The sequence below is a fragment of the Rhizobium sp. G21 genome (assembly GCF_014158035.1).
GTDB lineage: Bacteria > Pseudomonadota > Alphaproteobacteria > Rhizobiales > Rhizobiaceae > Rhizobium_E.
Map to the genome: position 1 here is coordinate 1,413,803 of NZ_JACFXW010000001.1, position 25,681 is coordinate 1,439,483.

Consider the following 25,681-nt stretch of genomic DNA (forward strand, 5'->3'; position numbering starts at 1 on the left):
GAGGACTATTTCAGGGGATGCAGGATGCCGGCGCTGTGGATCGAGCGGTTCAGCGCCGCTTCCAGCATCATCAGCTTGGCGACCTGATAGGTGAGATATTCATCGAAGAAATTCTGCGAGATCCAGAGCGGCGAGCGGCCCGGGCGACCGGTCCAGCCGATGCTGTCCATGCGCATGGCCTGCGCGAATTTCCGGCTGAGATGGGTGACGGAGAGACCGGCGAGCTTGGCGAGGCCCGCGATGGAGTGACCGCCGCGGGTGCGCCAGCGCGGATCGCTCGCATCCGGCGCGACGATTTCCGAGAAGATGCGATCGAGAATGACGCTGCCGTCGTCGATCCAGACGAACAGCGAGAAGGTCGGCGCGGACTGGCTGATCGAAATGGATTTCATGAGCGTTTCGCAGACCAACGGCTGCACTTCGTCGAACAGACGAGGATCGGCGCGGAAGCGGGCGGCGCGTTCGCCGCCGTCGAGCGCGTCCAGCGTTTCCAGATGCACGGCGTGCCAGTGGCAGGCGAGATCGAGCGTCTCCTGGGTCACGACGACAGGCTTCAAGCGCTTGTCGGTGGGCGATACCTTGCGCTCGATGATGCGGTAATGCTCCATCTCCTTGAGAAAGGCGTCGGCGGTGTTGCGCGAGACGATGCCATAGTGTTCGACCGCATCGAGGAAAGCGGCGACATGGATGCCGGTGCGGCCCGACTTCACATACATCGACAGAGCGAGATGCGCCATCAGATAGCGCTGATGCGTGGCCATGATCGATGCCGCGCGCGGATGGGCCTCGGCCGTGGCGAGCAGCTTGCCGGCTTGCGCCCGCAATGCGTCGATGAGCCCGGGATGGCTGGCCAGGCTGGAAAACAGGCTGTTCTTGGCGAAATCCGCCTCATGCGCGGACGCGATCTTATGCACGGCGACGACCCCGGTTTTCCCGCCATAGGCGGATGATCAAGAGCCACATGGCTCGTGATCATAACGGGGACACATTAAGAAAAATTCTGTTCTGTTTCAATAAATCTGAAGGCGGGCGCTTGCGCGTCCGCCAGCAACTTTGAGGGGAGAAGATGGGGGCGCGGTCGGCTGCTGGAGGTCAGCCGGCCGCGTCTCCCATTCCTTTGCGGACGACGGCCCGGAGATCATCGATCGGGCGCAGGGTGGAGCCCTCCTCGAAATGCCAGAACGTCCATCCGTTGCACGCATCCAATCCTTGGACCTTGGCGCCCAGGCGGTGGATGGATCCTGCTTCGCCGCCCGAGGCGAGCGTCCCGTCGGCGCGGACGATGGCCGCGTGGCGACGCTTGGCGTCGGTGAGCACCGCGCCGGGCTTGATGAGGCCGCTTTCGACCAGCGTGTTGAAGGCGACGCGCGGCTCCTGCTTCTTGCCGGTCATGACCGTCAGTTCGGCCGAGCCGAGCGGCTGGACGGCGGCGATGCGGGCGGACGCGGCGTCGATGTAATCCTGCTCGCGCTCGATGCCGACGAAGTTACGGCCCAGACGCTTGGCGACTGCGCCTGTGGTGCCCGAGCCGAAGAAGGGATCGAGGATCACGTCGCCGGGCTTGGTGGACGCCATGATCACACGGGCGAGCAGCGCTTCCGGCTTCTGGGTCGGATGCACCTTCTTGCCGTCGTCGCCCTTCAGGCGCTCGCCGCCCGAGCAGATCGGAAACAGCCAGTCCGAGCGCATCTGCACATCGTCATTGGCAGCCTTCATGGCGTCGTAATTGAAGGTGTAGCTCTTGGCGTTCTGGTCGCGCGAGGCCCAGATCATCGTCTCATGGGCGTTCTGGAACCGGCGGCCCTTGAAATTCGGCATCGGATTGGTCTTGCGCCAGACGATGTCGTTGAGGATCCAGAAATTCATGTCCTGCAACGTCGCGCCGACGCGGAAGATGTTGTGGTAGGAGCCGATCACCCAGATCGTGCCATGCGGCTTGAGCACGCGCCGGCATGCCAGCAGCCATGCGCGGGTGAAGGCGTCGTAAGCCTCGAAGGAGGCGAACTGGTCCCACTCGTCGTCGCAGGCGTCGACCAGGCTCTGGTCGGGACGATGCAGCGCGCCGCCGAGCTGGAGGTTGTAGGGCGGATCGGCGAAAATCACGTCGACGGATTTATCCGGCAGCGCCTCGAGCGCGGCCACGCAATCGCCCTTGATGATGGAATTGAGCCAGGAATTCGACTGGACGCCCGAACGGGCTTCCCTGAGCGACAGGACAGATGCCATTTTTTCAAACTCACCAATACGCGTTACGCATTTACTGAGCGTTATGGTTACCGAGTTTGGTTACCAAATGCTGAAACCCTTGCGGAAAATTGGAGATTTTTCATCGTGGCGCCGGTCGCCGCCGCCTGCCCTGCTCTGTGGACCCGGTCGATCGCTTGCGTTTGCAGCCTCTTGCGACCGTAGCGTCGAATTTGTCGGATCGACTGCACTCGGACCGGCGCCGCCACACCGTCCGATATCGAGCCACAGCAAGATCCAACCCTTCTCGGCAAATAGACTTATTTTGGGCGATCGGTTTCGCCCTTCGTTAAACAATCAGAACTAGTATGCGCAATCATCGTCTCGCGATCGTCGCAGGGGCTCGCGACGGCGCTCGCCATCGGTTTCGGGGGAAAAACGCATGTGCCTGGATTGTCTGCCGAAGCGGCTCAACCGCCGCACCATGATCAAACTCGCGGGCCTCGGACTGGCGGCCGCCGGCATGCCGTCGATGGCTTCGGCCTCGGAAACCAAGCACGCGGTCCAGCATGAGGAAAAACCGGCGGATGCGCATCAGGCGGACGCTGCGCCAGCGCTTTCGCCGGAGGAGGCGCTGAAACGGCTGAAGGACGGCAATGCGCGCTTCATGAATGACGCCAACGCCTGCGCGGCCGATCTCGCCGGGCGTCGCAAGGAGCTGGCGGCCGGCCAACACCCCTGGGCGATCATCCTCACCTGTTCGGACAGCCGCGTGACGCCGGAACTGGTGTTCGGCGGCGTGACGCTGGGCGAACTCTTCGTGATCCGCAACGCCGGAAACGTGCTGGACACGTCCGCGCTCGGCACGATCGAATATGGCGCCGAACATCTGCACGCGCCGCTGATCGTGGTGATGGGCCACAAGAAATGCGGCGCGGTCGCCGCGGCCTGCGACGTGGTGCAGAAGGGAGTCCAGCTCGAAGGATCGATCGGCAAGATGGTGCAGCCGATCCTGCCGGTGGCGCTCAAAACATTGTTCAAATCGCCTGATTTCGTGGCGGAAACCGTGGCCAACAACGCCATCAGCGGCGCCCATCGCATCACCGAGGAGAGCCATATCGTCGCCCATCTGGCGAACGAAGGCAAGGTGAAGATCGTCTCGGCGGTCTACGACATCGAAAGCGGCAAGGTCGATTTTCTGGACATGGCCTGAGCACTCCTCCGGCGCAGCCGCAGACTGCGCCATCAGCGCCTTCGATCAACGGCGCTGATGGCGGACTTTGACGATTTTCATTGGACGCGCGGCGGCTCGTCGTGTTCGATGGCGCATCAATCGAAGGAATCCGCATGCTGACGATCTACGGCGTCTATCAATCCCGCGCATCGCGCGTCTACTGGACCGCGCTCGAACTCGGGCTCGACTTCGAGAGCGTGCCGGTGATCCAGACACGGCGCTTGCCGCAACCGGTCGCGCCCGACGCGCCCATCCATACCCATGCGGCGGAATTCCTGGCGATCAACCCCAACGGCCATATCCCGGCGATCGCCGATGACGGGCTGGTGATCGACGAATCCCTCGCCATCACCCTCTATCTCGCCCGCAAGCATGGCGGCCCGATTGCCGCGGATACGCTGCGCGAAGAGGGCGAGGTTCTGGCGTGGACATTTTGGGCTGCGACCGAAGTCGAACCGCATACGGTGAAAATCGTATTCGCCTATGACGACGGGCTGGAAGCGACCGAGGGCGGACGGGAAACTATCTCGGTGGCGCGGCGGATGCTGAAACGTCCGCTGACGCGGCTGAACGATCATCTCGGCGAGAACGACTATCTGACGGGCGGCCGTTTCACAGTCGCCGATCTCAATGTCGTGGAGATCATCCGCTACGCGCTCAGCGAGACGGATTTCATGGCCAATTATCCCGCGATCCTCGCCTGGGTGGCGCGCTGCCACGAGCGACCGGCCTTCCGCGAAATGATGGCGCGGCGCAAGGCCGAAGGGTGAGCCCTCACCATTGCTGAGCGCGCTCGGCCGGTCCGCCCCCTGCCCGCTTTCAGATAACGGCCGCGCGGCGCCATGCCCGCGGCCGTTTGCGTTCCAGGCTCAGAGAGCGACGATCGCCGTCATCTCGACCTTGTAGTTCGGGGTCGCCAGACGGGCCTCGACCGTGGCGCGGGCCGGCGGGTTGGCCTTATCGACCCACTGGTCGTAGACGCCGTTCATGGCGGCGAAATCGCCGATCGAGGCGAGATAGACGTTGATCGACAGGATCTTGGCCTTCTCCGTGCCGGCTTCGGCGAGGATGGCGTCGATGGCCGCCAGCACTTCCTTGGTCTGCTGTTCGATCGAGCCCTTTTCATCGTCGGCCACCTGGCCGGCGACATAGAGGACGCCATTGTGGGCGACGGCGGCGCTCATGCGCGGGCCGGGCTGATAACGCTTGATCATCGGGGTCTCCTTCAAAATATCTCGGCAAACATCCAGACGAATGAGCCGGGTGTTTTCGTAGAGATTTGGACGGAAGGGGCAAGCGTTTTCGTGGAAATAGGCGCTTGGCCGCTGCGATTTCCCCCACTCGGCGCTCAGGCGACGCCCGGAACGTCGTTGAGATCGAACCAGACGGGAATGCCGCGCTCGCGGGCGATGCGCACGTCGTTGTCCGCCCCTTGGACGCGCCCGGCAGCCGCAGCACGCCCTCGCACAGCGCCAGCAGCCGGTGGGCGACCGGATGGAAAATCTCCTCGTACAGATCATCGCCCACCACCCCGCCGCCCGCCGCCGCCCAGACCGGCAGCGCCACCCATTCGCCGATCATCGGCACATGGCCGGCCTTGAACAGCGCATAGGACGGCGCTTCGAGCGTTTTCAGATTGTCCGCCATTTTCTGTGGATCGTCATCGGTTCCGGAGCGATAGGGGCCGGCGATGAGAATGAGCATGGGATTTCCTTTCATTGTTTCCGTCGTCACTCATGCGATTTCGTGCAATATCGTTTATTTTCATGCAATGTCAAGCGCGATGCAAATCCTTGGCGAGCCGATCGGCGACGACCAACGGCGCGGGGCAAGTTTGACTGGCGCGGGCAAAGACGCGCTGTTATGGAGAGTGGAAACGCCACCACATGCGAGACCGACATGACGACGCGCTATTTCCGGCCCGATCTCCCGAAAGCCGTCCTCGCCCTCACGCTCACGGCGTTCGCGCTCACGGGCTGCGGATCGCGCCCCTCGCCGGAAACGCTGGCGAATGTGGACACGCGCGGCATCCCCAAGCTCGCCACGGAGCAGGTCTTCGCGATGACCACACGCGGCCGCACCAAGCCGGACGCCAATATGTTCGACAATTCCAAGGCCCGCGACGCCTCCTATGCCGAGTTCACCGTGTCGATTCCGCCCAATCACAGGAATTCCGAGGTGGAATGGCCGGGCGCGAAGGCCGATCCGAAAAAGACTTTCGCCGTGGTGGGCCAGAAACGGCTCGACCAGAGAGACTTCATCGACGCGATCGATCATGCCGACCCGAAAAGCCGCGATATCGGCATTTTCGTGCACGGCTACAACAACAGCTATCAGGAGGCGCTGTTCCGCATGGCGCAGATGGCGCATGACGCCAACATCCCCGGGGCCAAGGTGGTGTTCTCCTGGCCGTCGCAGGCGGAACTGGCCGGCTATGTCGCCGACAAGGAAAGCGCGACCTATTCGCGCGACTATCTGGCTCAGTTCCTCACCGAGGCGACCAAGCGGCGCAAGACCGGCGAGGTCTATGTGTTCGCCCATTCGATGGGGTCATGGCTGACGGTGGAGGCGCTGAGGCAGTTGCGCCTCGCCAAGCGCGACGACGTGCTCGACAAGCTGAAAGTGGTGCTGGCCGCCCCCGACATCGACGCCGACGTGTTCCGGACGCAGATGCAGGTGATCGGCCGGATGAAACTGCCGATCACCATTCTGGTCGCCCCGGACGATCGGGCGCTAGAAGTGTCGAAATTCCTTTCCGCCAGCAGCCAGCGCGTCGGCGCGCTCGACGTGAAAGACCCTGATGTGATCGCCGCCGCCCGGAGCGTCGGCATCCAGTTCATCGATATTTCCAGCGTGAAGCCGCTCGATTCCACCAATCACAACCGCTTCGCCGACGTCGCAGTGCTGGCGCCTGCTCTGCGCGACGACAGGAAGGCCGGCCTCAAAGACGCGGGCGCCTTCGTGTTCAACGCGGCCGCGGACACCGTGTCGAGCCCGTTCCGCATCGTGTCGGGCGTGTTGAGCCAGTAAAGGCCTGCCAATTTCCGTCAGCGATGAAAACGCTGCCTACCGATCGCTCGTCTCCCAGCGCGGATTGACCCAGGGCTCCTGGTTCGACCGGGCCAGCGGCTGTTTGCCCAGAATATGGTCGGCGGCTTTTTCGCCGGTCATGATCGAGGGGCCGTTGAGATTGCCATAGGTGATGTGCGGGAAGATCGAGGAGTCGGCCACGCGCAGGCCGTCGACGCCGATGACGCGGGTCTCGGGATCGACCACGGCCATGGGATCGTTCCTGTCGCCCATCTTGCAGGTGCCGCAGGGGTGATAGGCGCTTTCGAGATGTTCGCGCAGGAAGTCGTCGATCTCGGCGTCGCTTTGCACGGCGGCGCCCGGCTGGATTTCGCGGCCGCGATAGCGATCGAAGGCCTGTTGGCCGAAGATCTCGCGCGTCAGGCGCACGCAATGGCGGAATTTGATCCAGTCTTCCTCATGGCTCATATAGTTGAACCGGATGAGCGGATCGGCCTTGGGATCGGAAGAGCGCAGCGTGACGGCGCCGCGCGATTTCGACAGGTTGTAGCCGACATGGGCCTGGAAGCTGTGGGTTTTCGCCGCCGACTTGCCGTCGTAGCGCACCGCCACCGGCAGGAAATGATACTGGATATCCGGCTGCTTGACGCCCGGGGCCGAGCGGACGAAGGCGCAGGATTCGAACTGGTTGGATGTGCCCAGGCCCTTCTTGAAGAACAGCCATTGCGCGCCGGCGAGGCCCTGCATGTACCAGGGCAGCCAGCTATAGAGCGACACCGGCTCCGTGCACTCCTGCTGGAAGTAGAACTCCATATGGTCCTGCAGGTTCTGGCCGACGCCCGGACGATCCACCTTCACCTCGACGCCGAGTTGGCGCAGATGCTCGGCCGGACCGACGCCCGACAGCATCAAGAGTTTCGGCGAATTGAAGGAGGAGGCCGAGACGATGACCTCGCGATTGGCCTTGATCACCTCGATCTGGCCGTTGCGCTCGATCTCGACGCCCACGGCGCGACCGTTCTCGATCACAACCTTGCGGGCGAGACAGCGCACCAGCTCGACATTCGGCCGTTTCAGCGCCGGCTTCAGATAGGCGGTAGCGGCGGACCAGCGGCGGCCCTGCCAGCTCGTCTGCTCCATCTCGCCGAAGCCTTCCTGCTTGTGGCCGTTATAATCCTCGGTCACCTCGAACCCGGCCTGGCGGCCGGCGTCGATAAAGGCCTTGTAGAGCGGGTTGGGCGAGCCGCCGCGACGGACATGCAGGGGACCATCGGTTCCGCGCCAGCCCTCTTCGCCGCCATGGGAATTTTCCTGGCGCTTGAAATAGGGCAGCACATCGGCATAGGCCCAGCCGCGCGCGCCGAGGGCTTCCCAGCGATTGAAATCCTCCGAATGGCCCCGGACATAGACCATGCCGTTGATCGAGGAGGAGCCGCCGATGACCTTGCCTCGGGGCGCGGTGATGCGGCGATTGTTGAGGTTGGGCTCCGGCTCGGAGAGATAGCCCCAGTTATACTGCTTCATGTTGAGCGGCCAGGCGAGCGCCGCCGGCATCTGGATAAACGGGCCGGCGTCGGTGCCGCCGAATTCCAGCACGATGACGCTGTTCTTGCCGTCTTCGGAAAGACGCGCCGTGAGCGCCGAGCCGGCCGAGCCGGAACCGATGATGACGAAATCAGCTTGCATGCGTGTCCCCTGTTCGTTTGTTTTTAAAGAACCCCTCCCAACCCTCCCCACAAGGGGGAGGGTTTAACGTGTGGCGGCGTCCCCACGCCATCCATCCTCATCGCATCTGGCGCGCCCTTGCATTTGGACCGAGGCGGCGCGGCAGTTTAAGCCCCTCCCATTGTTAGGAGGGGTTTAGGGCGGGGTCCTCTTAGTACGGCGCCTCGCACGGTCCCATCGCCACATAGACCGTCTTCAATTCGGAATAGTGGTTGAAGGCGGCTAGCGAGTTTTCGCGGCCGAAGCCGGATTGCTTGACGCCGCCGAAGGGGATTTCCACCGGGCAGAGATTGTAGGTGTTGATCCAGAACGTGCCGGCTTCGATCTGTTCGGCCATGCGGTGGGCGCGGGCGATGTCCTTCGTGAAGACGCCGCCGGCGAGACCGAATTCGGAAGCGTTGGCGCGGGCCACGACATCGTCCTCACCCTCGAAATCGAGCACGCACATCACCGGGCCGAAGATTTCTTCGCGGGCAATGGTCATGTCGTCGGTGACATCGGCAAACACGGTCGGCTGGATATAGCAGCCTTCGGCCGGCACGGCGTTGGGAATGGCGCCGCCGGTGACGAGGCGGGCGCCCTCGGCCTTGCCCTTGTCGATATAGGACAGGATCTTTTCCTGCTGGGCGCGGTTGATCACCGGGCCCATCTGGGTCGCCTCGTCCATCGGCTCGCCGATGACGATGGCTTCGGTGCGCGCCTTGAGGCGGGCGAGGAACTCGTCCTTGACGCCCTTGTGCACGAAGACGCGGGTGCCGTTGGAGCAGACCTGGCCGGTCGAATAGAAATTGGCGAGCATGGCGCCGGAGATGGCGGAATCGAGATCGGCGTCGTCGAACACGATCAGCGGCGACTTGCCGCCCAATTCCATGGTGACGTGCTTGAGATGGCCGGCGGCGGCTTCGGCCACTTTGCGGCCTGTCGGTACCGAACCGGTCAGCGAGACCTTGGCGACATCGGGATGATTGACCAGCTGCGGGCCGGTGGCGCGATCGCCCTGGATGACATTGTAGAGGCCCTTGGGCAGGCCGGCTTCGATGAGGATTTCGGCGATCTTCAGCGCGCCAAGCGGCGTGTTTTCAGACGGCTTGAACACCATGGCGTTGCCGCAGATCAGCGCCGGCGCGCCTTTCCAGCAAGCGATCTGCTGGGGATAGTTCCAGGCGCCGATGCCGACGCAGACGCCGAGCGGAATGCGCTTGGTGTAGGCCCAATCGCCGCCGAGCGGGATATGTTCGCCATTCAGCGCCACGGCGGCGGCGCCGCCGAAGAATTCGAAGGCGTCAGCGCCCGAAGTGGGATCGGCGACGATGGTTTCCTGGATCGGCTTGCCGGTGTCGAGCGTTTCCAGCTCGGAAAGCTCGCGGTTCTTGGCGCGCATGATCTCGGCTGCGCGCTTGAGGATGCGGCCGCGCGCGGTGGGGCTCATCTTGGCCCATTCGACCTGGGCCGCCTTGGCCGAGGCGACGGCGCGCTCGATGATGGCGGGGGTGGCGGCATGCAGCCGGGCGATGACTTCGCCGGTGGCCGGATACAAGCAATCAAAGGCCGCGCCGGCCGTATCTTCGATATATTCGCCGTCGATGAAATGGCTGGCGGGTGGTTGTGCGCGCATGATTTTCCCCTTGCCGGCAGGAGCCCCGGACATGCTGTAATTACACAAGCATATAACGGGCCTGCGACAAAGCGACCTTGCTGGCGCATCCTATTTTTATCCCGATTGCGACATTTCCACTTCGCAGGAACGCCGTGCGGCGCCGAAAGCAAAAAGGCGTCCGATGGGGCGGACGCCAGATGAGCCTTGAAAACAGTCACAAACCGATCGGCCGGCGCGGCTGGAGAGGGGGCGGTGCGCGCCGGCCGAGAGCGGCAGCGATCAGTTGACGACCGTGACCTTCTCCGCTTCGAGCTTCTTGCCGGTTTTCTGGTAGGCGACCTTCACCTTGGCGCCGGCCTTGATGTCCTTGGCGTCGAAATTCTTCGGAAGCATGAAAGTGTCGCCATTGGCGAGCGTCAGCTGATGATGCGAACTGTTGATGGCCTTGACCGTGCCGGTCACCATTTCACTTGCTGCGAAGGCGAGCGGCGCCATGGCCAGCGAAGAAGCAACGAGAGCGGAAGCGAAGAGAATACGCATTGTATAACCTCCATGTAAAACGGGCATGTTCACTCTTTGCATGCCCGACTTACCTACGGATCGTCCGGATTTGTCGCGTCGCGCTTCCCGTTGTAGTGAAGCGCCGGCAAATTCCCGATCCGCGAGGCCAATTGATAGTCGCATTCCGGCGAAACTCAAATTAATTCAAGGAAATGGTTGTGGTCGAACCTTGTCGCGAATTTAATTCGGCCGGTTAGGAAAAGGCCCTGATTTCGCCAGGATCGGAGGCGGCTGCGCCAAAGCAGCCGCCTTTGGTTTTGTTATTCGCCGCGCGGGTAGCGCTTGTCGCCTTCGAGATTGTCGAGGTTCATGTGGTTGCGCATATAGCGCTCCGACGCCTTCTGCAGCGGCTGGTGATCCCAGGGATAATAGGCGCCGTTGCGCAACGCTTCATAGACCACCCAACGCCGCGCCTGGCTTTCACGGACTTCCTTGTCGAAGGCGTCGATGTCCCATCGGGCTGCGATCCGGGCGCGGAAATCGGCGACGACGTCGGCGTAGACAGGATCGGCGGCGAGGTTGCGCAGCTCCCTGGGATCGGCGTCGAGATCATAGAGCTGATCGGGATCGAGAGCGCAGTGTATGAACTTCCACTTGCCTTCGCGAATGCCGACCAGCGGCGAATAGGACGCCTCGGCGGCGTATTCCATCAGCACGGGCGAAATGCGCGGCGCGCCGTTGATCACGGGGACGAGGCTTTCGCCATCGGTCCAAGGCAGGATTTCGTCGATGGACAGACCGGCGAGATCGGCGATCGTCGGCGTCACGTCGAGGTTTGAGACAGGCGCGTCGTGGCGGCCGGGAGACACGCCGGGGCCGGCGATCATCAAGGGCACGCGGGCCGAGCCTTCGAAGAAGTTCATCTTGAACCACAATCCGCGCTCGCCCAGCATGTCGCCGTGATCAGAGCAGAACAGGATCATCGTGTCGTCGAGCTGGCGGGTGCGGGTCAGCGTGTCGATCAGTTCCCCGACCTTTTCGTCGAGATAGGAAATGTTGGCGAAATAGGCCCGGCGGGAACGGCGGACATTGTCCTCGGTCAGGTCGAAATTGGTGTAGTCGCAGGACATCATGATGCGCTGGGAATGCGGGTCCTGCTCATCGAACGGGATGGGCGCGACCTCCGGCGTCAGATGCGCGCAGTCCTCGTAGAGATCCCAGAACTTGCGGCGCGCGACATAGGGGTCGTGCGGATGGGTGAAGGATGCCGTGATGCACCAGGGACGGCGGTCGGCGTCGTCATTCTCGCGCGCCAGCTGATAGATCTTCTGATTGGCGAAGAAGGCGACTTCGTCGTCATACTCCATCTGGTTGGTGATTTCGGCGACGCCTGCGCCGTGACCGAGCCGAGATTGTGATACCACCAGTCGATGCGTTCGCCCGGCTTGCGGTAATCCGGCGTCCAGCCGAAATCGGCGGGATAGATGTCGGTGGTCAGGCGCTCTTCGAAGCCATGCAACTGGTCGGGGCCGACGAAATGCATCTTGCCCGACAGACAGGTGTAATAGCCGGCGCGGCGAAGGTGATGGGCGAAGGTGGGAATGGAGGAGACATATTCGGCGGCGTTGTCATAGACGCGGGTGCGGCGCGGCAGCTGGCCGGCCATGAACGAGGCGCGGGCCGGCGCGCAGAGCGGCGACGACGTATAGTTGTTGACGAAGCGGGCCGAGCGGGCGGCGAGCGCCTTGAGGTTGGGCGCATGCAGGAAGTCCGCCGGGCCGTCGGGAAAGAACGTCCCGTTCAGCTGGTCGACCATGATGATGAGGATATTGGGCTTCTTGGCGGACATGGACCCCTCTTGGGCGTTGAATTCAGGCGATGACGGAAGTTAAGGCCAAGCTCCCCGCGCAAGCGGCGCAGGAGCCGCGTTTTCTGTTCCGGTTGCGACAGATGCACGCCGCTGACGGGGGCGAGCTTCCCTGTCGGCAACCAAGGCTTTCATGCGCGATCAATCATTCACGACAGTCATAAAACTATCACGCTTCACAAAGGAAATATTCAATAATTTCATACAGCTTGTGCACGACTTCAATTGCTGGAGCCGCGCATGGCCGCCTTGACCAAAGAAATTTCCGCGTTTCCGCATACCTATGCGGGCGAAAAACTGTTATCCATTGCGAAACTCGTGCTCGACCCGGCTTTCCAGCCCGTTGTCGAAACCGCCACCGGCGCCGTCTTCGGCTATGAATCCCTGATGCGCGGCCATGATCAGATGGGCTTTTCCTCGCCCCTCGACCTCATCGATCGCATGGCCGAGATCGGGCAATTGAGCGCGCTCGACCAGATGATGGCGGGACGCGCTCTGGCGAAATTCTCAACTTTGCCCGATTTCCGCTCCTCGACGCTGTTCATCAATCTCGATTTCCGGCTGATCGCCGAGAGCGCGCCGATGCTGGACGCGCTGGTCCGTCATTTGAAGACGCATATGGTGCCGCCCTCGTCGATCTGCTTCGAACTCTCCGAACGCTTCGACAATACGACATCGCCGGAATTCGGGCCGTTGATGGCGCGGCTGCGGCGCTCCGGCTTCAAGGTCGCGATCGACGACTTCGGCGTCGGCCGCGGCGAATATAAACTGCTCGCCGATTATCCGATCGACTACCTGAAGATCGACCAATATTTCATCCGCGATATCGGCGACAGCGCAAAGAAGCAGCATCTGGTGCGCAACATCGTCGGCATGGCCCACACGCTCGGCATCAGGGTCATCGCCGAGGGGGTCGAGACCGAGGAAGAGTTTCTTTCCTGCCGGGAATTCGGGGTGGATATGGTGCAGGGCTATTACATCGCGCGTCCCTCGGTGAACGTGGACGACCAGAAGCGCAACTATCCGCATCTGCGCGACAAATCGAAAAATCGCGCCGCCGGCCGTTCGCTCGACGAATTGCTGATCCGCAAGCAGGTCGAAGCCATTCCGAGCGTCTATGAAAACGACTCGGTCGAAACGGTTTTCGAAATGTTCCGGCAAAATCCGGACCAGAGCTATTTTCCTGTGTTGAACGTCAACAACGAGCCGCGCGGCATCATCCAGGAAAAGGAATTGAAGGAGTATATCTACCATCCCTTCGGTCGCGACCTGCTCAAGAACCGCGACTATCTGCGTTCGATCTCCTATTTCGCCAAAGCTGCGCCGATCGTCAGTCTCGATTCCGGCACCGACGATCTGGTCACCGCCTTCGCCAATATGGAAGGCTGCCACTGCGTGCTGCTGACCGAGAACATGCGTTATTCCGGGGCAATCTCGGCGGCGTCGCTGATCAAGATTCTCAACGAGAAGCAGCTCAAGACCGCGCAGGACCAGAACCCGCTCACCGGCCTGCCCGGCAATCTCGCCATTCTCGATTTCCTGCGCCACACCTCCAAGGACGGCGACGAGCGGCGCTATTACTGCTATTGCGACTTCGACAATTTCAAGCCGTTCAACGATCGTTACGGCTTCCATGCCGGCGACCACGCGATCTCGTTGTTCGCCGCGCTGATGCGCCGCTACTTCTTTCACGAGAGCGAGTTCATCGGCCATGTCGGCGGCGACGACTTCTTCATCGGGCTCACCGGCTACACCGAAGAAGAGATGATCCACCCGCTCGGCCGTCTGCTGAACGACTTCGCCTCGGAAGTCGCCGATCTCTATTCGGAGGAAGAGCGCGGCCGGGGTTACATCATGGGCCACGATCGCCAGGGCGTCGAGCGCAAGATCGGGCTGATGCGTTGCTCGATCGGCGTCTTGGAAATCCCCGAAGGCGCCGTGATCAGCGACATCGACCGGATCAGCGCCGAGATCGCCCATGTCAAGGCGGGCGCCAAGATCAGCGACACCGGACTGTGCATCGCTCGCCTCGGCGAAATCGAGCGGGCGTGAACCGACTTTCCCCAACAGGCGTTCTCCGGTAACACTCGCCGAAACACGGAGAACGCCGATGACCGCTTCCCTGCCCGCCTCCATGCGCTATGTCGACCTGCCCGCGCCCGGCGCGCCCGAGGCCATGACGATCGCCGAAGGCCCCTGCCCCAGCTGCGCGACGGCGAGATCTTGATCCGCGTCGAAGCCGCCGGGGTCAACCGTCCGGATGTCGCCCAGCGGCAGGGAACCTATCCGCCTCCTCCGGGAGCAAGCCCGGTGCTGGGACTGGAAGTCGCCGGCGAGGTGGCGGCAATCGGCCCCGGCGTCAGCGACTACTCCGTCGGCAATAAGGTGACCGCGCTCGCCAATGGCGGCGGCTATGCGCAGTATTGCGCCGTACCGGCAACGCAGGCGCTGGCCTGGCCGCAAGGCTATGACGCGATCCGCGCCGCGGCGCTGCCGGAGACCTTTTTCACCGTCTGGGCGAACCTGTTCGTGATGGCAGGCTTGAAAGCGGGCGAAAGCGCGCTCATCCATGGCGGCTCTTCCGGCATCGGCACCACCGCGATCCAACTCGCCTCCGCGCTCGGCGCCAAGGTCTTCGTAACGGTGGGATCGGAAGACAAGGCCGAGGCCTGCGTGAAGCTCGGCGCCATCAGGGCCATCAACTACAAAAGCGAAGACTTCGCCGAGGTCATCCGCGAGGAGACCGGCAAGGCCGGCGTCGACGTGATCCTCGACATGATCGGCGCAGCCTATTTCGACAAGAACCTGCAATGCCTCGCCAAGGACGGCCGCCTTTCGATCATCGCCTTTCTCGGCGGCGCAGTGGCGGAGAAGGCCAATCTGAGCCCGATCATGATCAAGCGCCTGCGGGTGATGGGTTCGACCATGCGTCCGCGCACGGCGGCGGAAAAAGCGGAGATTCGCGATCAGTTGCAGGCCCGCGTCTGGCCGCTGCTCGAAGCCGGCAAGGCCGCGCCCGTGATCCATGAGGTCTTCGACTTCGCCCGGGTCGTGGAGGCGCATCGGCTGATGGAGTCGAGCGCCCATATCGGCAAGATCATGCTGAAGATGTGATTGGGCAGCGAATGACCCTACAAGGCAGCCATGCGCGGCCACGCATTGCCTGACAGAGGCCAATCATGTAGGCGGAGCCTATCCCGATCCAACACAGAGACCCCAAATGTCCGGCTTCGACCTCATCCTGTTTGACTGCGACGGCGTGCTCGTCGATTCCGAAATCATCGCGGCGGAAGTCGAGTCCAAGCTGCTGCGCGACAACGGCTTCGAGATCACCGCCGAGGAGATGTGCATCCGGTTTGCCGGCCTGGACTGGAAGAACATTCTGTTGACCGTCGAGAAGGAGGCGGAATTGCCGTTGTCGGCCGCGCTGATCGACAAGTCGGAAGCGCTGCTCGACCGCGCGCTGTCGATCCGCGTCAAGATGATCGACGGCGTGCGCACGGCGCTGTCGCGGCTGACCGAGCAGCGTTGCATCTGCTCGAATTCCTCGTCCAAGCGGCTCGACATGATGCTGACCAAGGTCGGGTTGAAGCCCTATTTCGAGGGCCATGTCTATTCGGCCAAGGATCTCGGCCCCGACCGCACCAAGCCGAAGCCCGATATCTATCTGCATGGCGCCAAGCAGTTCAACGCCGATCCGGCGCGCTGCCTGGTGATCGAGGATTCGGTGCATGGCGTGCATGCGGCGCGCGCCGCCGGCATGCGGGTGATCGGCTTCACCGGCGGCTCGCACACCTATCCCACCCATGCCGACCGGCTGACCGACGCCGGCGCCGAGACGGTGATCAGCCGCATGACGGAACTGCCGCAGATGGTGGATGCGCTGAAGAGCTGGTCGGAACTGGCGTGATATCGAGGGCGGCGTCTGTCGCCGCTCGTTTGGCTATTGCGGTCCTCTTTTGAGTTGACAGGCGTGCGCCGCCCCTCATCCGGCTGCCGGGACCTTTCCCGCAATGCGGGGCGAAGGCGGATGGAGCGGCGACATTGCCGCAATCGCCCTTCTCCCCGTTCTACGGAGAGAAGGTGGCGGCAGCCGGATGAGGGGCAAGCCGCGACATGTCATGTGTCAAAGCGCAGGGCGACCAAAGTCGCCACCCCCAAATCTCACTTCGTGTTATACGGACCTTCGTCGATGCCTGCGAACAAGCGGGTTAGGCCGGTAGCGCCCTGGCTCAGGATCACATCTTCCTTGGTGAACAGGAATTGGGTGGCGCCGAGATTGTCGGGCACGGTGACCGGGAACTTGGTCAGCTCCGAATAGAGTGTGGCGTCGCCGTCGGTGGCGGCCACGCGGATCGGCAGCGTATAGGTTCCCGCCTTGCCGGCCGGACCGGGAATGATGCGGCCCTGGACGACGACCGTCATCTTGAGGCCCTGATCGGTCTGGAAGCACTGGCGCGTGGTGCGCTCGAGCGTCGCCTGGAACACCAGCTTGCTCGGATCGGCCGTGCCGTCAGCGCCCTTCTTGACGCCGCCCTGATACTGGCGGAACACGGCCGTGCCTTCGCGCAGATAGATCTGCGGGCACTGCCCCTGCACGACCACTGGGTTCTGCGTAGCGTTGGCCGGCGCGGGCTCGGCTTTCACGACCTGCTTGAAGCCGCGATTGCTGTCGGGATAGGACGGAGCCGTGCAGCTCGCCAGAGCCGCGAGAGCGGCGAAGGAAGAGATAAGTCCGAGAAGTCTCCGAGACACGTGCTACGCCCCACCCTGATGTGACCACGCCGCGCGAGGCGGACGATTCACCACTGTTTTCTTTCTCTTTCGGACCTTTTCATGGCCCGGCGATGTGGTCTATACCAGCGCCCAAACAAAAAATCGATTGGCCGGAATAAAGATTCAGCCATTTTCCGGGGCTTTCCGGACGCAAAATGGACAATCGCGCGGGCCCCGCGCTGATAGGTTTCACCCGGCTCAAGCGACATCAGGAGAGGCAGCACGTGCGCTATATTTCCACCCGGGGCGAAGCCCCAAGCTCGGTTTCTCGGACGCCCTGTTGACGGGCCTGGCGCGTGACGGCGGCCTCTACATTCCCGAGGAATGGCCGCGTTTCTCCAAGAAGGAGATCCGCTCCTGGCGCGGCCTCTCTTATCAGGATATCGCTTTCAAGGTGCTGGCTCCGTTCGTCGGCGGCGAGATCGACGACGCCGATCTCAAGCGCATGATCGACGAGGCCTATGCGACCTTCAAGCATCCGGCGGTGACGCCGCTGGTGCAGTCGGGCGCCAACGCCTTCATCCTCGAACTGTTCCACGGCACGACGCTCGCCTTCAAGGACGTGGCGATGCAGTTGCTGGGGCGTCTGATGGATCATGCGCTGGCCGCCCGCGGCGAACGCGCCACCATCGTCGGCGCGACGTCGGGCGACACCGGCGGCGCGGCGATCGACGCCTTCGGCGGCCGCGACCGCACCGACATCTTCATTCTCTTCCCGCATGGCAAGGTCTCGCCGGTGCAGCAGCGCCAGATGACCACCACCTCGCACGCCAATGTCTACGCCATCGCCGTGCAGGGCGATTTCGACGACTGCCAGAATCTCGTCAAGGCGATGTTCAACGACATCAAGTTCCGCGATTCCATGGCGCTGGCCGGCGTCAATTCGATCAACTGGGCCCGCATCATGGCCCAGATCGTCTATTACTTCACCAGCGCCGTCGCGCTCGGCGGACCGGACCGCAAGATCTCGTTCACGGTGCCGACCGGCAATTTCGGCGACATCTTCGCGGGCTACGCCGCCAAGCGCATGGGCCTGCCGGTGGGCAAGCTCGTGATCGCCACCAACGACAACGACATCCTCGCCCGCACGCTGAAGACGGGCCGCTACGAGATGAAGGGCGTGAAGGCGACCACCTCGCCGTCGATGGACATCCAGATCTCTTCCAACTTCGAGCGACTGCTGTTCGAGGCCTATGGCCGCAAGCCCGAAAAGGTTCGCCGCGCCATGGACAACCTCAAGCAATCCGGCGCCTTCGAGATCGAAGCCGAGGCGCTCGCCTTCATCCGCAAGGACTTCAAGGCCGGCCGCGCCACCGAAAAACAGGTGGCCGAAACAATCAAAAATCATCTTTCGGAAACCGGCTATCTGCTCGATCCCCATACCGCGATCGGCGTGCATGTGGCGGCGAAACACGAGAAATCCAACGCTCCGATGGTGACTCTGGCCACCGCGCATCCGGCAAAATTCCCCTTGGCGGTCGAAACCGCTTGCGGTATTAATCCCGCGCTGCCATCGTGGCTTGCAGGTCTGATGCAAAGGGAGGAGCGCTTCGAAGTGCTTAATGCGGACATCGAGACGGTGGAGAATTTCATCGCCAAACATGCCCGGATCAGGTCCTGACCGAGGCGACTTGAATATTGGTCATGAAAGTTGAGTCCACCAGACTTCCTTCGGGATTGACTGTCGTTACCGAGGATATGCCGCATCTGGAGAGCGCTGCTCTCGGCGTGTGGGTGAAGTCGGGTTCGCGTAACGAAGCCGCCGATGAACACGGCATCGCCCATCTTCTCGAACACATGGCCTTCAAGGGCACGGCGCGCCGGACGGCGCGCCAGATCGCCGAGGAGATCGAGAATGTGGGCGGCGAAGTGAACGCCGCGACATCCACCGAATCCACATCCTATTACGCGCGCGTGCTGAAGAACGACGTGCCGCTGGCGGTCGACATCCTCGCCGACATCCTGACGGAATCGGCTTTCGAGGAGGAAGAACTCGAGCGCGAGAAGAACGTCATCCTGCAGGAAATCGGCGCGGCCAACGACACGCCCGACGACGTGATCTTCGACAAGTTTTCCGAGCGCGCCTATTTCGGGCAGACGATCGGCCGACCGATCCTCGGCACGTCCGAAACGGTGATGACGTTTACGCCGGACCAGATCCGCCGCTATCTTTCCCGCAATTATGTCGCCGACCGCATGTTCGTCGTCGGCGCCGGCGCGATCAAGCACGACGAATTCGTCGAGCAGGTGGCGCGCCGCTTCTCGTCGCTGCCGACGACGCCGTCGGCGCCGATCATCATGGATCCCGCCCGCTATATCGGCGGCGACATCCGCGAAGATCGCGACCTCATGGACGCGCAGGTACTGTTCGGCTTCGAAGGCAAGGCCTATCACGCCCGCGATTTCTACTGTTCGCAGATCCTCGCCAATGTGCTGGGCGGCGGCATGTCGTCGCGCCTTTTCCAGGAAGTGCGCGAACATCGCGGCCTGTGCTACTCGATCTACGCCTTCCATTGGGGTTTTTCGGACACCGGCATTTTCGGCGTGCACGCCGCGACCGGCGGCGAGAACCTGCCCGAACTGATGCCGGTGGTGATCGAGGAGCTGCGTCGCGCCTCCGAGAAGATCAATCAGGACGAAATCGATCGCGCGCGCGCCCAGATCCGCGCCCAACTGCTGATGGGCCAGGAAAGCCCTGCCGCGCGCGCCGGCCAGATCGCCCGACAGATCATGCTCTATGGTCGGCCGATCCCGAACGAAGAACTGATGCAGCGGCTGAACGACATCACCACGGATCGCCTGACCGATCTCGCCGGCCGGCTGTTCTTCGACACCACGCCCACCCTGTCCGCCATCGGTCCGGTGGAGCAACTCGCGCCGATGGAAGACATCCTGCAGGCGCTCGGCAGCTCACGGGCTCCGGAACACAAGTCCGCCGCCGAATAGCGGCGGGCTGCTTCCGGAGCGCGCGTCGCATGGCAAGATCAGTGTTCGGCTTCTTGTCGCGGCAGGGCTCGGGGAGGAGATTTCCGGTCCCGACCACTACCTACGGCTTCCGCGCAACAGCGACTACAAGGCCTGGCGCAAATTGCGCAGCGAAAGCCGGGCCTTTCTCGAGAAATGGGAGCCGGCCTGGGACCCGGACGCGCTGACGGAAGGATCGTTCCGGACACGGGTGATCCGCGCCAACCAGGAATTCGCCTCCGGCGTGGCCGTGCCGCTCCTGCTTTTCCACCGCGACACCGAAGAATTGCTGGGCGGCGTCACCATCGGCCATATCCGCCGAGGCGCCTCTCAAAGCTGCATGATCGGCTACTGGATGGGCGAGAAACATGCGGGCAAAGGCCATATGAGCCAGGCGATCGGCCCGGTCATCAGCTATATCTTCATTCGCATGAACTTGCACCGCATCGAGGCAGCCTGTATTCCAGACAATGATCGCTCCATCCGCCTACTTGAAAAAGCCGGATTTGAGCGCGAAGGCTATATGAAGTCGTATTTGAAAATTCGGGGCGAATGGCGTGACCACCTTCTCTACGCGCTCGTCCCCAATAAAAACAACAGGTACGGGGCGTTAGGCATTTGAACCTTCTGATTGGAAAGCCGGTTGCCGGCGGCCGGGCGATGTTGTTTTGCCTGCTGACGCTCATGGCGCTCGCGGTCACGACCCTGTCGGCGCTGGCGCTGGAGCCGGTGAAGATTTCCCGCGAGGACAAGGCGCTCGATCTCACCAAGATCGCCGAAATCTACGCCAACCAGGGCGAGGCCTTCCAGGTGTCGACCGCCGCCGGCACCGACGGCATCGTCCGCCGCATCGAGGTGCGCGCCTCCTCCCCGGCCACAACGGCGACTGGGCGGTGTTTGCGCTCGCCAATGTGTCGGACGAACAGCTCGAACGACTGATCGTCGCGCCCCATTACCGGCTGGTCAATTCACATGTGTTCTGGCCCGACCTCGGGTCCGACCGCATCCTGTCGATCACGCCGTCGGAAGGCTTCGCGCTCGATCGCGTGCCGTCCAACGACGCCGACGTGTTCGCGATCACGCTCAACCCGGGCGCCGTCATCACCTTCGTGGCCGAGATCACCTCGCCGCAGCTGCCGCAGCTCTATCTCTGGGAGCCGGAGGCCTATAAGGACACGGTCAACGCGTTTACGCTCTATCGCGGCATCGTGCTGGGCATCGCCGGCCTTCTGGCCGTGTTTCTCACCAATCTCTTCGTGATCAAGGGCACCTCGATGCTGCCGGCGACCGCCGCGCTCGCCTGGGCGGTGCTCGGTTATGTCTGCGTCGATTTCGGCTTTCTCGAACAGTTGTTCGGCGACAACACGCTCGACGAACGCATATGGAGGGCGGGCGCAGAGGTGGCGCTGGCGTCGGGACTGGTGATCTTCCTGTTCACCTATCTCAATCTCAGTCGCTGGCACGCCAATCTCGCTTATGCGACGCTCGCCTGGGTTCTCGGTCTCGGCACGCTGTTCGGAGTGGCGATCTATGATCCATCGATCGCCTCGGGCATTGCGCGCCTGTCCTTCGGCCTGACGGCGGTCGTCGGCGTGGCGCTGATCGTCTTCCTCGGCTTCCGACGCTATGATCGCGCCATTTTGCTGATCCCCTCCTGGCTGACCATCATCGCCTGGCTCTTCGGCGGCTGGCTGGCGGTGACGGGACAGCTCGACAACGACATCGTGCAGCCGGCCCTGGCCTTCGGCCTGGTGCTGATCGTGCTGCTGATCGGCTTCACCGTGATCCAGCACGCCTTTGCCGGCGGCGCCTATCAGCAGGGCCTGTTCTCCGATCTCGAACGCCAGTCGCTGGCGCTGACCGGCTCCGGCGAGACGATCTGGGACTGGGATGTCAGCCGCGACCGCGTGACCACCATTCCCGATATCGCGCTTCGGCTGGGGGCGACGCCCGGCGCCCTGCATGGGCCGGCGCGCAACTGGCTGCCGCGGCTGCATCCCGACGACCGCGACCGTTTCCGCGCCACGCTCGATATCCTGCTCGCCCAGAAGAAGGGCCGGCTCTGCCATGATTTCCGCCTTCGCGCCGAGGACGGCCAGTATCACTGGCTGTCGATCAAGGCGCGGCCGGTGCTGGCTGGAAACGGCGAAATCGCGCGTTGCGTCGGCGTGGTGCAGGACGTGACGGAACAGAAGAACATCGTCGACCGCCTGTTGTCGGACGCGCTCAACGACAATCTCACCGGCCTGCCGAACCGACAGCTGTTCCTTGATCGCCTGCAATCGATCCTGGCGCTGACCGGTCAGGAAGAAAAGCTGATGCCGACGGTGCTGACCATCGACATCGACCGCTACAAACAGGTCAACGATTCCCTCGGCATCGCCGCCGGCGACAATATCCTGATCGCGCTGACCCGCCGTCTCAGGCGGCTGCTCAAGCCGCAGGATACGCTGGGGCGTCTGGCGGGCGATGAATTCGGCATCGTGCTGGTCTCGGAAAGCGATCCCAAGCGCATCGCCGATTTCGCCGACGCGGTGGTGAAGGCGGTGTCGGCGCCGATCAATTTCGCCAATCAGGAGATCATCCTGACCGCCTCGATCGGGGTCGCCTCCTGGACCGATCCGTCCATCTCCGCCGAAGGCCTGCTCAACGACGCGGAGCTGGCGATGTATCGCGCCAAGAAATCCGGCGGCGACCGCGTCGAGCCGTTCCAGCCCGCCTTCCGCATGGCGGTATCCGATCGCTTGCAACTCGAAAGCGACCTGCGCCGCGCCATCGAACGCAAGGAGCTCTCGATGGTCTATCAGCCCATCGTGCGGCTGGTGGACGCCGAAATCGTCGGCTTCGAGGCGCTGATGCGTTGGGACCATCCCAAGCGGGGCAATGTCCCGCCCGGCGAATTCATTCCGCTGGCCGAAAACGCCAATTTCATAAGCGATCTCGGCCAGTTCGCCATCGAGCGCGCCACGAGCGACCTCTCGGGCTGGTTGGCGCAAACCGGCGACGTGCCCTATTTCGTCTCGGTCAATCTCTCCAGCGCCCAGTTGATCAACAGCGCTCTGACCGACGACATCAGACGCGCGCTCAACCGCGCCGGCTGCCCGCCGAAACGGCTGAAGCTGGAACTGACCGAAACCGTGGTGATGGAAAATCCGGAGCAATCGCGCCTCGTGCTCGAAAAGATCCGCGATTCCGGCATCGGCTTGTCGCTCGACGATTTCGGCGCCGGCTTCTCCTCGCTGGGCTACATCACCCGCTTTCCTTTCGATACGATCAAGATCGATCAGGCGCTGGTGCGCGACCAGAGCGACAAGCGCGACGTGCTTCTGCGCTCCATCGTCTCCATGGGCGTAGAACTGGGCATGACGCTGGTGGCCGAAGGCATCGAGAGCGAGGAAGACGCCATCAAGCTCGGACAGATGGGCTGCCATTACGGCCAGAGCTTCCACTTCGGCCCGCCGATCGGCGCCGATGCGGTGTCGCGGCTTTTGAGAGAGCGCTTTCCGCTGACGCGGAAGGGGTAATGTTGAGCAATTAAGCTTGCATTCGGCAAATCCATCACCTTAAAGTTGGGGATGGCGTACTGGCTTCCGCTCGACATCAATGGCTTCGCGATAGACTTATCGCATCTTGAACCATTCGAATTCACCGTCCTGCCGAAGGGCGGCGATACCGAAGCCACTGTCAGCGTTCGGTTTCACGATCATTGCTTTACAGAAACGTTCGATGCGACCAAACATTCCAGCGTCATGACGACAGGTCATGCCTCTTCACATGAACAGCGATCTTTCTCGCCGACACGCTATGAACTGAGCAAGCGATTACCTTCGATCATTCTCGAACTGCCCCAGCGCCGAATATGTTGGACCAGGCAAGGTAACCTTGTGCGCATAACGACAGACGACGGCAAAGTTTACCCGGTGTTTTTTACATTGCGGCGTGCGGGAGGCGGGCGACTGGAATTATTTTTCGTCAGCGCCTACGAATGGACGAGACAGGATAAAATTGCGATACGGGCGAAATGAAGTTCACGGTGGCAGTTGCTAAAATCCTGCGCGGAGAAAAGCCACGCTTCCCACCCAAATAACAGAAAAAGGCCCCGAAGGACCGTTGTCAGCGTCTGGCAACCACTTTCATATCCCGCTTTGCGCGTAGACCCTTTCGGGCGGGGGAGGCTATCTCAGCCAGTTCAGCGCTCCGTGACACTAAGATTGTTTTGGTCGACTGGAATGTCAAGATGTCGTCGTCCGCCCAGCCCCCAGGTCAGCGCCCCTCACCCATGGCCCGCTTCCATCGACAGCATGGCCGGATTGACGCCCATCAGCGCCAAAGCGCGATTGTATTTGCCGTCGAGCATGCGGTCGAAGATCAGGGTTTCGTCCGCCGGGCAGGTCAGCCAGCCATTGTTAGCGATTTCGGTTTCGATCTGGCCGGCGCCCCATCCGGCATAGCCCAGCATCAGCGCCGCCTTGGCCGGGCCTTTGCCGCGCGACATGGCGCGGATGATGTCGACGGTTGCGGTGAGGCAGATCTCGTCGCTGACGGGGATCGAGGATTGGGTCAGATAATCGTCGCTGTGCAGCACGAATCCGCGGCCGGTTTCGACCGGTCCTCCGCGCTGGATGGGCATGCTGCGGGCCGCATCCGGCAGGACGATGGCGTCTTCGTCGCCGATCACCTTGAGATGCAGGAGAATGTCGACGAAGGTCATCTGCTGCGGCTGGTTGATGACGATCCCATGGCGCCCTGATCGGAATGGGCGCAGATATAGACGACGGCGCGGGCGAAATTCGCGTCGGCCATTCCCGGCATGGCGATCAGGAAGTGACCGTCAAGAAAACCGCGTTCGCCTTTGCTCTTGAGCGTCTTAATATCCACCATGATCCCAGCCTATCAATTCATGGTGAAATTAAAAGGTCGAAGATGCGTTCCATCGGTTTTTTTCGTAATCGCTCAAGAACGATCATTTGTGCGGACGGCGTGATGAAAAAGCAGAGTATGACGGGTTTGAAGGCGGCGCTCGGCGCCCTGGCGATCGCGGCCCTGGCCGCGCCTGCGGCGCATGCCGCTGCGAGCCGATGGGCTGAATCGGACGGCGGCCGCATGCGGCTGGTGGCGCTGCCCAATCAGCATGGCGGCTATGATGCGGCGCTGCAGATCGAGCCCGCGCCGGGCTGGAAAACCTATTGGCGGCATCCGGGCGAAGCGGGACTGCCACCGTTGGTGGACATCCGGGGATCCGACAATGTGACGCTCTCCTCAACCCGCTTTCCCGCGCCCGAGATCGGCCAGGACGAAGGCGGGCGGTTCTACGGCTATTACAAAGCCGTCGGCGTCATGCTGGAATTGACCAGCGCGAAGCCCGCCGCGCCCGCTCGACTGAAGGCAGCGGTGATGATCGGACTGTGCAAGGAGATCTGCCTGCCCTTCCAGGCCGAGTTCGACCTCGCGCTCAGTCCCGAGGCGCGCCCGGAAAGCGACGAATTCATGGCCCTCGCCACGGCGCGTTCGGCGCTGCCGGAAACGCCGTCCGACGACTTCGGCATCCATGCGAGCCGGATGAGCGACGACGGAAAGAGCCTGCAACTGACGCTTCGTCTGCCGTCCGGCGCTACGCCCGAGGTCGCGCTCTCGCCTTCGGCCGGACTGGCGTTCGGACCGGCTCAGTTTACCCCCACCGGCCCCAGGGAAGGCGTGCTCGACCTGCCTGTGACGCGGCGACCGGAGAGCGGCCCGGCGGATGTGACGATCCTGATCAAATCGGGATCGCGGGCGATGGAAACCACGCTTGCGGCCGAGTGAG

The 25,681-nt window shown here is 62.5% G+C and carries 16 protein-coding genes and 7 pseudogenes; 13 read left to right on the plus strand and 10 right to left on the minus strand.

The features are described from left to right. Positions 1 to 5: 5 nt before the first annotated feature. Together H2O14_RS07275 and H2O14_RS07280 are read right to left on the minus strand one after the other, a co-directional pair. The gene (locus tag H2O14_RS07275) at positions 6 to 914 is read right to left on the minus strand and encodes a hypothetical protein (RefSeq protein WP_182827115.1); all 909 of its coding nucleotides are present in this window, start codon (positions 912 to 914) and stop codon (positions 6 to 8) included. Positions 915 to 1,092: 178 nt separating this feature from the next. After that, a complete protein-coding gene (locus H2O14_RS07280; RefSeq protein WP_182827116.1) occupies positions 1,093 to 2,226 on the minus strand; it encodes a site-specific DNA-methyltransferase in 1,134 nt (377 codons plus the stop codon). Between the two features lie 400 nt (positions 2,227 to 2,626). On the opposite strand from H2O14_RS07280, the gene H2O14_RS07285 reads away from it, so the two are divergent. After that, complete coding sequence (locus H2O14_RS07285; RefSeq protein ID WP_182827117.1) at positions 2,627 to 3,397, plus strand: carbonic anhydrase; 771 nt, start codon at positions 2,627 to 2,629, stop codon at positions 3,395 to 3,397. A 134-nt stretch (positions 3,398 to 3,531) separates the two neighbouring features. After that, positions 3,532 to 4,188, plus strand: coding sequence for a glutathione S-transferase family protein (locus tag H2O14_RS07290; protein ID WP_182827118.1), 657 nt, complete (start codon positions 3,532 to 3,534; stop codon positions 4,186 to 4,188). 99 nt (positions 4,189 to 4,287) lie between these two features. Here H2O14_RS07290 and H2O14_RS07295 read toward each other — a convergent pair whose 3' ends face one another. Further along, entirely contained in the window at positions 4,288 to 4,632 is a 345-nt protein-coding gene (locus H2O14_RS07295) for a RidA family protein (RefSeq protein WP_182827119.1), read from the minus strand. 134 nt (positions 4,633 to 4,766) lie between these two features. Next, positions 4,767 to 5,122: pseudogene (locus H2O14_RS07300) on the minus strand (DUF4406 domain-containing protein). On the opposite strand from H2O14_RS07300, the gene H2O14_RS07305 reads away from it, so the two are divergent. Next, positions 5,115 to 5,321, plus strand: a complete 207-nt coding sequence (locus H2O14_RS07305; protein WP_182827120.1) for a hypothetical protein — start codon at positions 5,115 to 5,117, stop codon at positions 5,319 to 5,321. The pseudogene H2O14_RS07300 and the gene H2O14_RS07305 sit on opposite strands and share 8 nt — an antisense overlap. After that, entirely contained in the window at positions 5,318 to 6,448 is a 1,131-nt protein-coding gene (locus tag H2O14_RS07310) for an alpha/beta hydrolase (protein ID WP_182827121.1), read from the plus strand. The genes H2O14_RS07305 and H2O14_RS07310 overlap by 4 nt, the downstream gene beginning before the upstream one ends. 36 nt (positions 6,449 to 6,484) lie before the next feature. Here H2O14_RS07310 and betA read toward each other — a convergent pair whose 3' ends face one another. The 4 genes and pseudogenes from betA to betC all read right to left on the minus strand — a co-directional run bounded on the left by betA (position 6,485) and on the right by betC (position 12,120). Beyond that, entirely contained in the window at positions 6,485 to 8,134 is a 1,650-nt protein-coding gene (betA, locus tag H2O14_RS07315; RefSeq protein ID WP_182827122.1) for a choline dehydrogenase, read from the minus strand. A 190-nt stretch (positions 8,135 to 8,324) separates the two neighbouring features. Next, positions 8,325 to 9,788, minus strand: coding sequence for a betaine-aldehyde dehydrogenase (betB, locus tag H2O14_RS07320; RefSeq protein WP_182827123.1), 1,464 nt, complete (start codon positions 9,786 to 9,788; stop codon positions 8,325 to 8,327). Positions 9,789 to 10,049: 261 nt separating this feature from the next. Further along, positions 10,050 to 10,310 carry a DUF1344 domain-containing protein gene (locus H2O14_RS07325; protein ID WP_182827124.1) on the minus strand — a complete coding sequence of 87 codons (261 nt, stop codon included), beginning with the start codon at positions 10,308 to 10,310 and terminating at the stop codon, positions 10,050 to 10,052. Positions 10,311 to 10,591: 281 nt separating this feature from the next. Further along, positions 10,592 to 12,120, minus strand: a pseudogene (betC, locus tag H2O14_RS07330) (choline-sulfatase). 258 nt (positions 12,121 to 12,378) lie between these two features. Here betC and H2O14_RS07335 point away from each other — a divergent pair. The 3 genes and pseudogenes from H2O14_RS07335 (at position 12,379) to H2O14_RS07345 (ending at position 16,048) form a co-directional block, all read left to right on the plus strand. Continuing rightward, on the plus strand, positions 12,379 to 14,190 hold the full coding sequence (locus H2O14_RS07335; protein ID WP_182827125.1) for a bifunctional diguanylate cyclase/phosphodiesterase: 1,812 nt from the start codon (positions 12,379 to 12,381) through the stop codon (positions 14,188 to 14,190). 58 nt (positions 14,191 to 14,248) lie between these two features. Further along, positions 14,249 to 15,252 (plus strand): annotated as a pseudogene (locus H2O14_RS07340) (NAD(P)H-quinone oxidoreductase). Between the two features lie 106 nt (positions 15,253 to 15,358). After that, on the plus strand, positions 15,359 to 16,048 hold the full coding sequence (locus H2O14_RS07345; RefSeq protein WP_182827126.1) for an HAD family phosphatase: 690 nt from the start codon (positions 15,359 to 15,361) through the stop codon (positions 16,046 to 16,048). A gap of 254 nt (positions 16,049 to 16,302) precedes the next feature. Here H2O14_RS07345 and H2O14_RS07350 read toward each other — a convergent pair whose 3' ends face one another. After that, positions 16,303 to 16,893: a hypothetical protein gene (locus H2O14_RS07350; protein ID WP_210275424.1), complete on the minus strand. Its 591-nt coding sequence runs from the start codon at positions 16,891 to 16,893 to the stop codon at positions 16,303 to 16,305. Between the two features lie 245 nt (positions 16,894 to 17,138). Between H2O14_RS07350 and thrC the strand changes: the two are divergent. The 5 genes and pseudogenes from thrC (at position 17,139) to H2O14_RS07375 (ending at position 23,903) form a co-directional block, all read left to right on the plus strand. Next, positions 17,139 to 18,535 (plus strand): annotated as a pseudogene (gene thrC, locus H2O14_RS07355) (threonine synthase). Positions 18,536 to 18,558: 23 nt separating this feature from the next. Next, on the plus strand, positions 18,559 to 19,860 hold the full coding sequence (locus H2O14_RS07360) for a pitrilysin family protein (protein ID WP_182827128.1): 1,302 nt from the start codon (positions 18,559 to 18,561) through the stop codon (positions 19,858 to 19,860). Between the two features lie 29 nt (positions 19,861 to 19,889). Further along, positions 19,890 to 20,500 (plus strand): annotated as a pseudogene (locus H2O14_RS07365) (GNAT family N-acetyltransferase). Positions 20,501 to 20,538: 38 nt separating this feature from the next. After that, a pseudogene (locus H2O14_RS07370) lies at positions 20,539 to 23,402 on the plus strand (EAL domain-containing protein). Between the two features lie 51 nt (positions 23,403 to 23,453). Further along, positions 23,454 to 23,903 (plus strand): hypothetical protein, encoded by a 450-nt coding sequence (locus H2O14_RS07375; RefSeq protein ID WP_182827129.1) that lies wholly within the window; start codon positions 23,454 to 23,456, stop codon positions 23,901 to 23,903. Positions 23,904 to 24,151: 248 nt separating this feature from the next. On the opposite strand, the pseudogene H2O14_RS07380 reads toward H2O14_RS07375, so the two are convergent. Next, positions 24,152 to 24,756, minus strand: a pseudogene (locus H2O14_RS07380) (YqgE/AlgH family protein). Positions 24,757 to 24,861: 105 nt separating this feature from the next. Between H2O14_RS07380 and H2O14_RS07385 the strand changes: the two are divergent. After that, positions 24,862 to 25,680 (plus strand): protein-disulfide reductase DsbD domain-containing protein, encoded by an 819-nt coding sequence (locus H2O14_RS07385; protein ID WP_182827130.1) that lies wholly within the window; start codon positions 24,862 to 24,864, stop codon positions 25,678 to 25,680. Position 25,681: the final 1 nt, after the last annotated feature.